A 13,744-nucleotide genomic window follows, 5' to 3' on the forward strand; every position below is an offset into this window, starting at 1 on the left:
TAAAGAAATTTCTGCCATGGCTAAGCTGGTGTCATCCCAGTGCTTCCCTCATGTCATCCCAGTGCGTGACACTGGGATCCAGTTTATTTCATCATGGACATTATTTTATGCTTCTAGAATCCGTTGTCCATTGAATAATTTGCAAATACTTTTATATCTGGATTCCAGTGTCACGCACTGGAATGACACCATTATTGGAATAAATCAAAAATGATTCCCCGCTATAGCAGAAAAGAAATGTCTTCCATTTGGGAGGAAAATAATAAATTTAATATATGGCTTAAAATAGAAAAATTAGCGTGTGAAGCTCAAGCAAAGTTAGGAGTGATTCCGAATAATATTGCTGAGAACCTCTCTGGTGCTATTGAATTTGATGTTGAATGTATCAACGAAATTGAATCCATTGTAAAACATGATGTTATAGCTTTTCTGACATATATTGCTAAAAAAGCGGGAGTTGATGTTCGTTATCTTCATTATGGAATGACAAGTTCTGATGTTTTGGATACATGCCTTGCGGTGCAACTGAAAGAGTCCTGTGATATTTTGCTCGAGAATCTAAAAAATTTACTTGCAGCATTGAAAAAAAAAGCTGAGGACTATAAAGATATTGTTTGTGTTGGACGCAGTCACGGAATGCATGCAGAACCAACAACTCTTGGAATAAAATTTGCCAGATTTTATGCTGAATTTAAACGCAATTATCAGAGATTAATTAGCGCGCAAAAAGAGATCTCAATTTGTAAAATATCAGGTGCAGTAGGCAATTTTGCAAATGTTGATCCGTTTGTTGAAGAATATGTAGCGAAAGAAATGGGACTCATACCTGAAACCATATCATCTCAAATCATTCCTCGTGATAGACATGCCATGTTCTTTTCAGTTTTGGGAGTAATTGCAAGTTCAATAGAAAATGTTGCTGTTGAAATTCGTCATTTGCAAAGAACTGAAATCGGCGAAATTTCTGAGCATTTTTCCACTGGGCAGAAGGGAAGCTCTGCTATGCCACACAAATGTAATCCTATTTTAAGTGAAAATCTGACTGGACTCTCACGTTTAATACGCAGTTATGTTTTTCCTGCGTTAGAAAATGTTGCATTGTGGCACGAACGTGATATATCACACTCGTCTGTGGAAAGATGCATTGCTCCTGATGCTTGTATAACAATTGATTTTGCTTTAGTGCGATTAACAGATTTGATAGATAAATTGGTGATCAATAAGGAAAACATTGAAAAGAACTTAAATTCTTCAAAAGGTTTAGTTTTCTCACAGCGTGTATTGCTTGAGTTAGTAAATAGTGGTTTGGCGAGGGAAGAGGCGTATAAAATTGTTCAGAGCAATGCAATGAAAGTGAAACAAAACAACAGTGATTTTCTGGCCGAATTGAAACAAGATAAACCCTTACTTAAGGTTATTAACTCGGAAAAACTTGAATCTTTGTTTGATTTGAAGTATTATACGAAACATATAGATCGTGTGTATAATAAGGTTTTTAATTAGGCTGAGTAGCTCAGTTGGTAGAGCAGGAGGATCATAATCTCTTGGTCGGGGGTTCAAGTCCCTCCTCAGCCACTCGAACTAAACTATGTTTAGCAAAGCAGTGCTATTGGTGAAACCCAGTGTCAGTTACTTGGAATGAGTTGTATATCCACTCAGGTGAGGAGACAATGGATAAGAGATTGTGAAAAGGGTTTAGCTTTTGGCCTATGATCTCTTTAAATGACAGAATTTCACTACAAAACTTAACTTTCTTCTATGCAGTTAGCTAAGTCAAGAAAGGTGAATCTATCTCTTGTTGTAAACGCAAGATCGACCACTTTACAATATTGTTCTTTATTCCAACTGAGGTGCTCTGGTAAGTGTGGAATTGATAGATCTTCAAATATTTTTTGCAGGTGTTTTGCAGGTAGTAAATTTTGCTTAATTAAACTGGAAATATTATGCCATTCTTTACAAATAATCTCTTGGATTTTTTGCTGCATAATTTGCTTCTGTTCAAAAGTTCTTACAAATTCGATATTATCAAAGTACTGAGTTATATGTTTTACATCTAAAGTGGTCGGTTTGATAATCGGTTTTTGTATTGATAATATCTTTTCCTGTAAATTAGCCATAGTAATCGTTGTGACAGCAATTTTTTCACCATGTAGTGAGGAATAATCTTTTGTTACCATTTCCATTGCGTGAGCTATCATATGCTCTCCTTGGCTTGCAGAATAGCTGCCTTTTGACATCACCATTCCAAGTCCTGAAATTAGTAGAACTTCCATAAGTAATAGGACCTCTTTTCCACTTCTTTTAGTAAGCGCCGTATATTCTCTTAGCAAAATTTGCTCCAAATCGTGAACAAGTGTAAAAGGTAATTCATTGTATTCTGTGCTAAGCAACAAATGAGATAGTAGCCAGTCAGCCTGAACTGTTGAACGACAAATGAAATCTGCAAATCCGCTTAATGTGAGGCGCAGTGGCGCATTGGCAAGTATGTCTATATCTATATATATTGCTCTTGGAAGATGTGCTTTGAACGATTTTTTATATCCATTTACTAATATTGAAGCATTTGCGGATGTATATCCATTCATAGAAGCGGCTGTTGGAAAGGATATATAATCTTTTTTCTCGAGGTAGCTTGCATATTTGCAGATATCGTTAACGGTGCCGCTACCAAATGCAACTATTAAGTCACTGTCTTTTACTTTGTTTCTCACTAGATTTACGGTTTCAAGAGAGGCAGCTCTGCTTGGTGTCATTTCTCTACTTGATGTCATCCCAGCGCGTGACACTGGAATGGCAGGTGGGGTTGGAATAATTAAATGAGAAATTTTATTAAATACGTTTTTGTTTAAAAGTTTTGCTGTATTTTCATCTGCAACTAGAAAGATGTCATTTCCGTGTTGTGTGCATATTTCATAGATATCATCAGCAAGGTGGTAATCTGTTATTACTTCCCTTAGAAAAGTTTGTTCGGTTTGATGTAATATTTGTTTTAAATAGTGCATAGAGTGTTTACAATATAGCAGTATAAGTATTTTAAGATTGACATGAAAATTGACCCTGTAGAGCTAACTAGGAAATTGATCTCTTTTGAGAGTATAACACCAGAAGACAGCGGGGCAATAGAGTATATAGCAACAATCTTCAAGAAGAGCGGCTTTGATTGTGAGATTTTAGAATTTGGTGATAAAGTTAAAAATCTTTATGCGAAATATATAAATGGAGTACCAAATTTGTGCTTTGCTGGGCACGTTGATGTTGTACCACCGGGTCAGTTAAAAGATTGGGCATTTGGTCCATTTAAACCAGAAGTGAGGGATGGAATGCTATATGGAAGAGGGGCCGCTGATATGAAAAGCGGAGTAGCTGCATTTATTGCTGCTATGGTAAATTTGATTGCAGAGAAGTTTCAATTTAATGGTTCAATAAGTGCATTGATTACCAGTGCTGAAGAAAGCATGGAAGAATATGGAACAAAGGCAGTTTTGGAATGGATGAAAAATAAGCAGAAAAAGATAGATTTTTGTGTGGTTGGCGAACCAACCAGTAGTGAGAAATTAGGTGATACCATAAAAATAGGCAGAAGAGGTTCTGTAACATTTGAATTAATTTGCCATGGAAAACAAGGGCACGTTGCCTACCCAGACCTAGCAGACAATCCAATATATAAGGTAATATCGATATTGAGTAAGGTAAAAAATACTACTTTTGATCATGGTAATAAATATTTTCAGCCTTCACATTGCGAAGTTACTACTATCGATGTTGGAAATAATACTAGCAATCTAATACCTGGCTCAGCAACTACACGTTTTAACATTCGATATAACAATGAACAAACACCGGGTGGCTTATATAAGCTGATTGATGAAATATGCTCCAGTGTAACTAACGATTATAAACTTTCTATGCATAGCAGCAGGGACGTTTTCCTCTCTACTCCCGATAGAAATACTGATATTATGCTTGATGCAATAAGTAAGGTTACCAACATTGATGCTATACTTAGCACAAGTGGTGGCACATCTGACGCTGCGTTTATCAAAGATGTTTGTCCAGTGATTGAATTTGGTATAATCAACAAAACTGCACATCAGATAAACGAATGCGTATCAGTAAACGATATACACAAGTTAACAGCTATATATAAGGAATTTATAGAAAATTATTTCAATCCCACTAATAAAATATTGAATCAGGTCAACGTAGTTAGTAATATATCTAGTGGTCCATTGTTAGCTTAGATGTAATCAGATCTCTTGCATAACTGTTGTCTGAATAACAACTGGTGTCATTCCAGCAAAATGTGTCAAGTAAGTTTTTTCGTTTCTATAGCTACTTGGATGACAAAAGAAGAAATACTAGACTTTATACCTTTTGCACTCAAATTCACATAAATCATGAATTATGCACGTTTCACACGAAGGTTTCTGTGCTTTGCAAACATATCTACCATGCAAAACTAGCCAATGATGAGCATAAAGCAGGTATTTTTTGGGAACCACATTTAAAAGAGATTGCTCTGTTTTAAACACATCTTTTTCTTTCACAAGCCCAATTCTATTGCTCACTCTAAAAACGTGAGTATCAACTGCCAATGTTGGAATGCCAAGCCCCGAATTTAAGAACACATTAGCGCTCTTTCTTCCCACTCCCGGCAAAGACACCAAATCATCGAAATCAGTAGGCACTTTGCTATTGTACCTCTCAATCAATATTTTGCTGAGCCCGATTATATTTTTTGCTTTGGAATTATATAAACCGATACTATTTACACGTTTTTTTAGCTCGTTTTGCCCAAGATTCAGCATTTTTTCTGGCGTATCAGCGATATTAAAAAGTTCTCTTGTAATTTTGTTAACGCTTACATCGGTCGTCCGTGCTGATAAAACTATTGCGACCAGAAGCGTATAATGATTGATATAATTTAGCTCTATTTTTGGTGCAGAATTTGATTCTTGAAACTTTTCAAATATCAATTCTACTTTTTTTGAGTCCATGCATAGAGCTAAAAGCCTATACTACACTGGTTACTGTGCAAATTCAATTCCTTGAGGCTTAGATAGTCCTTCAGTATTAACATCAGACACATTAGTGTTCACTTCATCAAAATTTCTCTCAGCAAATTCGCTTACCACTTCCGCAAAACACTTTTTAATAAGAGGCATAACAATTGGCATTAACAGTTTTCGTGGATCATACCATCCTAACAGGTCAGTTTCCTTTTGTACCCTATCTCTTGGATCCTCTTCTAGTAAATCTTTTGTGTGCTTTTCAGCATATATTTCACAGCCTTTTGAGAAAACAGGAGCTAACATTTCAATTAATACTGCCAATAACAATAGTGAACCAAGTATGGTCCCACCAACAGTTAATCTATTAGCAATGAAATTTGTTGTAAGTAGATAAACAGAAAAAGCAGCTAAAGGATAGTTGATAAGAAGCTTATTGCCTAGCGTGATATAGTTTATTTTACTCATGAATTCATCAGTGGAAATTTCTGAATTTTTATACTTTTTCATATAATAATTTACTAATAAATGAGAGGCATTACCAGCAATGATATTAAATCCTATGATCCACCATGAAAAATAGCAACCTATAGTAACTGTAGTTAATAGAGCTAAAGGCAGAAGACTTATTTTTGGGACAAGCAGTAGAGCATTTTTACGCTCTATAAATTTCAACGCTAATGCTTTCTTATCTTCTTTAACTAGGCTTCTCTTTTCTTCTATAGGAGTAATATAATTGAATAATTGTATGCTTGGCTTTGTTATATATTGATATAGCTCTTTCATTAATTTTGTACTTTCTACACTCTTCTTAAAATTATCTAAATTTGGATTTTGCAAAATCCTATTTATTTGAGCTTGGAGTTTCATGCATTTTTCTAGATCTTTTTTAAACGAATAGTCATTTCTTTCCATCAAAATCTTTACCTACAGCATCTTCCTATAAACTTATTTTTAGCTTATTAAACAAACTTCTCCTATAGTGAAACTCTCCTGCCGTTAAACGCCCATCACTTTCAGCACCAACACTGACTTTAACACAAGGATTTCCTGACTCTAAAGGTTCAATGTACTTTTTTAGCTCTTGATAAGCTTTATAAATCTGATCAAATCTATTTTTGTCTCCACCTTTGTCAGGATGGTTTACAAGTATCAATTTATTATATTGTTTTTTCAGAAACTTGCTAAGAGCTTGATAATCCTTACCTACAATTTGTTCAGCTTTTATCTCTAGTACGTTAAACAGATCATTATTATCATAAAACTCCTGACCAGTTAACTTAAAATGTTGACTCATTACTACACCTCACATAAATACACGATACTATTAGTATAATATATTTAATGTTTCACACAAGCATAAAAATATCAAGCAACCACTAAGAGAAGAAACCCTCTTTCCCATCATACAAATACAACTTATCCATTCTCACCACATCAAAATTATGTTCCTCAAATTTGATTAGCAAGTTATTCACATCACTATTTGTAATTTCATTATTTGCAATGAACCTGCAGGTTATTTGGTCACTTGAAGACTTTGAACTTCCTGGCCAAATCGCAAGGCCTTTTGAATATATTGCTATAATCTGCGGATTACTTGTTTCAAACAACTTCACTATTTGGTCAAAGTCAGCCGGCTTACTCCAGGCAAGCGTTATATCGCTACCCACTAGTTTTTTAATCTTATAATCCTGTTCATAATTATCCTGTATTTTATCCACTTTACTATTTGGATCACTGCCAATTATAAGCTCAGATAATGTTTTCGGTTTTTTTCCTAGATTGTCTATAACAGCTTCTGCAAATTCTTTTGTACCAACTTTCTGTTTACTTCTTTTCTCCTTATATAAATCGGCAGTGTGTATTCCATCCTCCAAAGTCTTGAGCCATGCATCGTAGATTAGTTTTGCAGTACCCACTTGACCTATGTAAATTAGCATATGCACTGCAGCATTTAAAAGACCAGAAGGATTGGCTATGTTTTTTCCTGCAATATCAGGGGCAGAACCGTGCACTGCTTCAAACATTGCGTATTCATTCCCGATGTTGCTACTTCCGGCAAGCCCCACAGATCCAGAGGTTTGTGCGACTATATCTGATAATATGTCGCCATATAAGTTCTCGGTTACTATAACATCAAAATTCTCCGGTTCTGTTGCAACACGCGCCATTCCAATATCAACTATATAATGTTCTGCCTTTATATCTGGGTATTCCTTTGCAATGCGATCAAACGCGGCATGGAAAGTTCCGTCAGTCATTTTCATGATGTTATCTTTAGTCAGGCAAGTTACTTTTTTTCTGTTGTGTTTTTTTGCATATTCAAAAGCGTACCTGCATATCTTCTCTGAGCCAGATCTAGTAATAATTTTAGTGCATTGGTAAGAGTCACCAGTGAGCCTATGCTCTATTCCGGTGTAAACGTCCTCTTCATTTTCACGTATCACTACGATATCAAACTTATCGAATTTATTTTCTATAACAGGATGATATGAAATGCATGGTCTGATATTTGCATACAACCCTAGATTTTTTCTGAGTGCAACGTTTAAGCTTTTGTGCCCTTTACCTTGAGGAGTTGTTGTCGGAGATTTTAATAATATTTTTGTCCTTTCAATTGATTCCCAACCACTTGGAGAAATTCCGTGAGACCATTCTTTACTGTAAACACGCTCCCCTATTTCAATAATATCTATTGAGATTTCCGCTTCTGCTTCGCGCAATATCGACAGCACCGCTTCCATGATTTCTGGTCCGATACCGTCGCCATATGCAACTGTGATTAGTGTTGACATAACTTCCCTAGTTATAAATGATTTAATATTAATTTAAATAATAGAGTGGCACAAGTAGCTAATATTACCCAAGTTAGTATATTTACGGTTATTTAATAACGTATTTTTATATCATATGATGATATTATGAAATATAGGTGGGGTTATGAATACTGAAATAAATGTTAAAGTAAATTATGTAGGATTTACAAGGCGTATTGTAGCAGAAATACTTGACCTCATCATATTTTCCCCTCATTTTATCTTCGGTTTTATCTATGGTGTATTCATCGTATCATTACAAGATCAAGATAAAGACTCTTTTCAGGAACTTGCACAACTAGCAACAGAAATACCATTTATAGTTTCTACAGTGGTCGCAACATTAGTACTAACAATATCCAAAATATTAATGGTAACAAAACTTGGTGGTACCCCAGGAAAACTATTGTGTGGTATGCATATTAAAGATGCTAATACATTTACAAATGTTACCCTTATGCAAGCAACAATAAGATGTATTTCTAAGGGAAGCATCTGGATTATTTTTCGCTTTTTGCTTCATCTGCATTATCATGGTTATACTTTTCTATATCTTTTAATTGTGCTAATTTTATTTTTGTTTGCAGTATTTGATCAACGCAAACAGACTTTTTACGATAAAATTGCAAAAACAGTAGTGATAGACTATAAATCTAGTTGATATTTTTCTTTATAGGTAGTACATGGATAAAAAAGTAAACTACTCAACGATGACAAGACGTACTCTAGCATTTATAGTTGATTGTATTTTATTTATCGCAATACCATTTGGTTTAATGGCGGTGGATTTCTCACTTACACACGCAATACAAGGGATCATGGGTGCAATAATTGTAATCACCACGATTGTATTTTCTTTATTTTTAATGATACCATGTATATTTCATATATTCATGCTAGTAAAATTTGGCGGCACTCCAGGACACTTGTTATTTAGCATGCGTGTAAAAGACAAAGATACATTTGAGTCAATCACTACAATGCAAGCAATGAAAAGGACTATAGCTCTTTTTATAATTTATTGCATATCACTTTGTAATCCCATTTTATTCTTAGCTATACTAATCTTAGTTTTAGTATGTGCAGTAGGTGATGAACATAAACAAGCTTTTCACGACAAAATTGCAAACACGGTAGTGATAGATTATAAACCTAGTTGATATTTTCCTTTAGCTGTCTGCCACCAAGGGTGTCATTCCAGTGTCACGCGCTAACTTAAGGTAAATTGCCAACTTAACTATAAATATATTTTGGTAAATCCAAATTATTTTAGCTATAAGAGCGTTTTACTTTTTGCTCAGCATATCCATCATAACTGGCTTACTTTTAGTGATTCATGGAGTTAAAAAAGTCAGCATTGCTCTTTGTTAAAAGTAGTTTGTCACGTAAAAATTCCATTGCTTCAACGGGTCCCATAGGATTGAGTATCCTACGCACCACCCATATTTTATTTAGTATAGCCTTATCAACTAATAGCTCTTCCTTCCTTGTTCCGGATTTTGTAATATCAATAGCTGGAAATATACGTTTATCAGAAAGTTTTCTATCAAGTATGATCTCAGCATTTCCTGTACCTTTAAACTCTTCAAAAATAACTTCATCCATTTTTGAACCAGTCTCTATAAGAGCTGTGGCGATTATAGTTAAAGAACCCCCATTCTCAATATTACGAGCTGCTCCAAAAAAGCGTTTTGGTCTCTGCAGTGCGTTTGAATCTACACCACCAGTTAGAACTTTCCCAGACGAAGGAATAACCGCATTATAAGCACGTGCAAGTCTAGTAATATTGTCAAGTAGAATTACCACATCTTTTTTATGCTCAACCATTCTTTTAGCTTTTTCTATTACTATTTCAGCAAGCTGTACGTGACGGTAAGCAGGCTCATCGAATGTAGAACTTACTACCTCACCTTTTACAGAACGTATCATATCTGTTACTTCTTCAGGTCTTTCATCTATAAGTAACACTATTAATTCTACTTCAGGGTGATTTATAGCTATAGAGTTAGCCATTTGCTGAAGCAATACAGTTTTTCCTGTGCGAGGTGGAGCAACTACTAACGCTCTTTGCCCTTTTCCAAGAGGAGCTACTATATCTATAGCACGCATGCTTAAGCCTTTTTTATCATCACCATTATTACACTCAAGTACTATGCTTTCCTCAGGATAAAGAGGAAGCAAATTATCAAAATGGACGTACTTTCTTAATTCACTTACTTCAGTAGAGTTTATACTTTGAACCTTAGTTAAAGTAAAATATCTCTCTTTATCACCAGGTGGCCTTATTTCTCCATATGCCATATCTCCTGTACGTAAATTAAACTTCTTTATTTGCCCGTTAGAAATATAAACATCATCGGTACTTGGGGCATAATTTGCACTTGCTGAACGTAAGAAACCAAAACCATCAGGCAATATTTCCACTATTCCACTCCCTGTGGTTATGCCTCCTTCTTCACTCATTTTTTTCATTAAGCTGAATATTATTTCCTGCTTTAGCATTCTACCATTGCTTTTACCGTTAGTTGAAATTTTTCTTTCTTCAGCTAACTCTAACAATTCTTCTGCTGTTTTCTCTTTTAATTCGCTCAGATCTAATGTTTTTCTGTTTTTCTCAGTACCTTCATTGACCATCTGTTTTACTGTATCGTTATTGTAAATTTGCTCACTTTTTTCAGGTTGAGCTGTAACCTTTCCTTTTGCCAAAACATCTTCATTGATTGTTGTCATAATCCTCCAAAAATTTTAATTGATGCTTACTAACCTAAAATGTGACTATAAGATAATAAATTAGGCTGAGTTAGTTTCAGTGCGTATTAAGCTTAATTATCATTAAACCCCGTACTTTACTTACATTATACTAATAAACACTAGCAAGTCAAGTTAATTTAATGTTAACAAAACACAAAAATTTGAGGATTTTCAATAGCTATTCTTTATATTTTTTTAACCTTTCTTGCTTCTCCTCTTCTACTTTTGCTTTTTCCACTTCTGCTTCTAAATTTTCTTGACTACATAAGCCGAGTAGTACAGGATCTTGGGGTTTTATATTTTGCATGTTATGATGAGATCCATCTCTTACCTGCTCAACTGTGTAATTTGTTGTACTAATTAATTTAGCTATAACGTTATTGTCCAAGATAGGAAATTTTTTTACTAAATAATAAATCGCATCAGGTTTATCTCTACGTCTTGCCGTAGAGGCAAAGCCAAGAATGCTACCAATCGCTTTACTCCTTTTTTTTATATTTTTTATAATCAAATTTGGTACACGATTTGGATTTTTTTTGCAATCATCGATTTCTTTTTCAGTAATTATTCCAGAAATAATAGGGTTATATTTTTCTACTTCTATTTCCTCATCAGCTATGTCTTGTACTTCTTCAAGGGCCAATCTGCAACATTGTGCTATTTGATTAAAAGTTAAACCAGTGTTGTCTACTAACCAAGCAGCTATTTGCACTAGAAACTGTTTATTTCTATCGTTATTGCCCTTAGAAGATTCCATTGACATCAAAAAAGCATCTCCCATTTAAAGTATCCCTTACTGTTATACAGAGCTAAAATATAAACTATTAAAACTAAAAAAGCATTAATTTTGTCATTCAATAACTTTTTGTTTGTCACTTCCCACCTCTTAAGTTAATTAAATGCGCTTACCTTTAAGCATATTTCAAACAAAATATTTCCCCTTCCTAAGGTATAGTATAACTCAGTTAAACATATGTTCCTATTTAAGATTAGAGAGTTAAATTTTAAGTCAATATATTGTAATATTATATATATTAGCTAATAAAGCAACAGGTTTACAAGCATTAAATTATCACTATTCTATAATTAATCATTAATTAACTGGGTTTAAAATGAATGTTAAAAATTTTTTCACTAAAGTAACCGTTGTCCTTTTAGCTTGCTTGTTAATCTTCATGGGAATTGGCAACCTTTTATCAGGTGATGATGAAAAAGAAGAGGTAGCTAGGGTTGGAAAAGAAGTTATAACGTCAGATGAGTATAAGTCGCTATATCAAAATTATGGAAAACAAATTTCTGGATCTGATGCGAGTAGAGAACAAGTAAAAAAGCTGAAATATGATTTGCTTAACGTACTTATAGAGCAAAAACTATTGTTTAACCTAACTAGTGAGCTGGGGTTGACAGTTGGAGAAGAATCTATAAAAAACCATATTAAAAACACCAAATACTTTCAAAATGATAAAGGTGAATTTGACAAAAATAAATTCTATGAAACGCTAAATGACCTGCATATGACAGAGAAAGAGTATATAGCAAAGCTAGAGAAAGTCCTGCCTGCAATGATGTTCATGACTTCATTATTTAAAGATAATTATCCAGTAACTTTTGGCGAGAAAATTGATGAGCAGATATACAAAAGTCGCTACCAAACTAGAGTAGTTGATATTGTTAAAATAACTGAAGATGCAGTTACAAACATTCCTGAACCAGATGATCAAGCCTTACTTGATTTGTACGAAAGAAATAAATCCCATTTTTATTATCCTGAGTATCGAACTGCGCAATATATTTCCCTAGGCCAAAAGTATTTTGAAGATCAAATCAAGATCTCAGATGAAGAAGTTGATGGTATAATAGAACAACAAGAACTTAAAAATCAAAGAGATATATTCAATGCAATATTTTCTACCAAAGAAGAAGCTGAGACAGCAAGAAGAGCATTTGAGGAGGGTAAAACAAGCTTTGAACAGATAGTAGAAGAGTTTGGCAAAGCAAAACTTGAGGAAACTAGAGTAAATAATATAACTAAGGATTTTTTACCAGAAGACGTGAGAGAGAAGGTATTTGCTCTTAAAGTAGGTGAAGTAAGTGAAGTTTTAGCAAGCAGTTTTGGTTGGCACATAGTAAAAGTGGAAAGTGCGCATCAAATCTCTGATGAAGACTTAGTTGATTTAAAAAAAGACATAAAGTCAGTTCTAACTAACCAAAAGTCTTTTGAAAGAGTCAATGATTTCATAAACCAAGTGAACTATAAGATATACAATGGTTCAGAAATTGAAGAAATATTGAGTGAATATAATTTACCTATACAAACTATTGGTCCAGTAGATGCGAGTGGAAAAGATCAAAGCGGTAATAACGTAGGAGATTCTGGTGATTTGATTTCTTTCATTTTTTCGCGAGAAAAGGATCAGAAAGGTTATTTTAAGGGCGTTGGGGACGCCGTTGTTAGTGTAAAAATCGTCGATATCTTTCCACCCAAATTGCAAAGTTTTGAAGAAGGCAAGGCATTAGCGGTAGAGCTTTGGCGTAGTGAGTTTATAAAAGAAAGAATGTTTAAATTCGGTCAAGAGGTTGCAGTTCAACTAAGAGAAAAAACAGATTTGGAAGAAATTCAAGGTGTGGAATTAGTTAAAGGTCAGCAGATGCACCGCAATAAAGTGGATCAACAAAACTACCCCTTTTCTTTTGTAGAAGAGATTTTCAATATGAAAACAACTGGTTCAGTGACAGATCCTATTCAATACAATAATGAAATTATAATAGGTGTTCTAAAAGAAATGCATTCATCAAATGGCAAATTAAACACGCTTGACACCGGAAAACGTGTGATGATATCGCTAAAAGAGCAATTAATTAGCTATCTGGAATCAAAGTATAAAGTCGAAGTTAATCACGCTATACTTGATGATATATAATCAAAAATCTTATAAGCTGCTTCAAACGCATCCAGTGCCCAGACACTGGGATCCAGGAATTTTATTAAGTTGGTAAGCATAAAAGTAGCCGTTTTATGTTAAAATACAACGTTTTAATGATTAAAAAAAGGCTGGATTCCAGTGTCAAGCACTGGAATGACACCATTTGCTGTGCAATTTACCTTCAAAAATGAATGTTCGTATAGCTGTGCGCCCGGCACTGCCCTACATTATTGGTAATTAT

Annotated in this window: 11 protein-coding genes, 1 tRNA gene and 1 pseudogene; 7 read left to right on the plus strand and 6 right to left on the minus strand. The window is 34.3% G+C overall.

Annotation, left to right across the window (positions count from 1 at the left end; all coding sequences use genetic code 11):
- Positions 1 to 16: 16 nt before the first annotated feature.
- From ACQH3L_RS05565 to ACQH3L_RS05575, 3 genes are all read left to right on the plus strand, one after another.
- The gene (locus tag ACQH3L_RS05565) at positions 17 to 214 is read left to right on the plus strand and encodes a hypothetical protein (protein WP_236717745.1); all 198 of its coding nucleotides are present in this window, start codon (positions 17 to 19) and stop codon (positions 212 to 214) included.
- On the plus strand, positions 211 to 1,503 hold the full coding sequence (gene purB, locus ACQH3L_RS05570; protein ID WP_425384747.1) for an adenylosuccinate lyase: 1,293 nt from the start codon (positions 211 to 213) through the stop codon (positions 1,501 to 1,503). The genes ACQH3L_RS05565 and purB overlap by 4 nt, the downstream gene beginning before the upstream one ends.
- Positions 1,503 to 1,575, plus strand: a tRNA-Met gene (locus ACQH3L_RS05575). Before purB ends, ACQH3L_RS05575 begins: the two co-directional genes overlap by 1 nt.
- A 170-nt stretch (positions 1,576 to 1,745) precedes the next feature.
- On the opposite strand, the gene ACQH3L_RS05580 is transcribed toward ACQH3L_RS05575, so the two are convergent.
- Positions 1,746 to 3,002, minus strand: a complete 1,257-nt coding sequence (locus tag ACQH3L_RS05580) for an iron-containing alcohol dehydrogenase (RefSeq protein ID WP_425384748.1) — start codon at positions 3,000 to 3,002, stop codon at positions 1,746 to 1,748.
- Positions 3,003 to 3,044: 42 nt separating this feature from the next.
- Between ACQH3L_RS05580 and dapE the strand changes: the two genes are divergently transcribed.
- Positions 3,045 to 4,241 carry a succinyl-diaminopimelate desuccinylase gene (dapE, locus tag ACQH3L_RS05585; protein ID WP_010082500.1) on the plus strand — a complete coding sequence of 399 codons (1,197 nt, stop codon included), beginning with the start codon at positions 3,045 to 3,047 and terminating at the stop codon, positions 4,239 to 4,241.
- A gap of 117 nt (positions 4,242 to 4,358) precedes the next feature.
- On the opposite strand, the gene nth is transcribed toward dapE, so the two are convergent.
- From nth to icd, 3 genes and pseudogenes are all read right to left on the minus strand, one after another.
- Positions 4,359 to 4,997 carry an endonuclease III gene (gene nth / locus ACQH3L_RS05590; RefSeq protein ID WP_010082499.1) on the minus strand — a complete coding sequence of 213 codons (639 nt, stop codon included), beginning with the start codon at positions 4,995 to 4,997 and terminating at the stop codon, positions 4,359 to 4,361.
- 30 nt (positions 4,998 to 5,027) lie between these two features.
- Positions 5,028 to 6,306: pseudogene (locus ACQH3L_RS05595) on the minus strand (molecular chaperone DnaJ).
- An 82-nt stretch (positions 6,307 to 6,388) separates the two neighbouring features.
- Positions 6,389 to 7,807: an isocitrate dehydrogenase gene (icd, locus tag ACQH3L_RS05600; protein WP_010082497.1), complete on the minus strand. Its 1,419-nt coding sequence runs from the start codon at positions 7,805 to 7,807 to the stop codon at positions 6,389 to 6,391.
- Between the two features lie 145 nt (positions 7,808 to 7,952).
- Here icd and ACQH3L_RS05605 point away from each other — a divergent pair, with 145 nt between their 5' ends.
- Positions 7,953 to 8,489 carry an RDD family protein gene (locus ACQH3L_RS05605; RefSeq protein WP_006279799.1) on the plus strand — a complete coding sequence of 179 codons (537 nt, stop codon included), beginning with the start codon at positions 7,953 to 7,955 and terminating at the stop codon, positions 8,487 to 8,489.
- Between the two features lie 22 nt (positions 8,490 to 8,511).
- Positions 8,512 to 8,988 (plus strand): RDD family protein, encoded by a 477-nt coding sequence (locus ACQH3L_RS05610; protein ID WP_010082496.1) that lies wholly within the window; start codon positions 8,512 to 8,514, stop codon positions 8,986 to 8,988.
- A 166-nt stretch (positions 8,989 to 9,154) separates the two neighbouring features.
- On the opposite strand, the gene rho is transcribed toward ACQH3L_RS05610, so the two are convergent.
- Together rho and ACQH3L_RS05620 are read right to left on the minus strand one after the other, a co-directional pair.
- Positions 9,155 to 10,558, minus strand: coding sequence for a transcription termination factor Rho (gene rho / locus ACQH3L_RS05615; RefSeq protein WP_007549497.1), 1,404 nt, complete (start codon positions 10,556 to 10,558; stop codon positions 9,155 to 9,157).
- 199 nt (positions 10,559 to 10,757) lie between these two features.
- The gene (locus ACQH3L_RS05620) at positions 10,758 to 11,360 is read right to left on the minus strand and encodes a cell cycle transcriptional regulator TrcR (RefSeq protein WP_010082495.1); all 603 of its coding nucleotides are present in this window, start codon (positions 11,358 to 11,360) and stop codon (positions 10,758 to 10,760) included.
- Between the two features lie 331 nt (positions 11,361 to 11,691).
- Here ACQH3L_RS05620 and ACQH3L_RS05625 point away from each other — a divergent pair, with 331 nt between their 5' ends.
- Entirely contained in the window at positions 11,692 to 13,500 is a 1,809-nt protein-coding gene (locus tag ACQH3L_RS05625; RefSeq protein ID WP_425384749.1) for a SurA N-terminal domain-containing protein, read from the plus strand.
- Positions 13,501 to 13,744 lie beyond the last annotated feature (244 nt).

The organism is Wolbachia endosymbiont (group A) of Sturmia bella, assembly GCF_964030905.1.
GTDB lineage: Bacteria > Pseudomonadota > Alphaproteobacteria > Rickettsiales > Anaplasmataceae > Wolbachia > Wolbachia pipientis.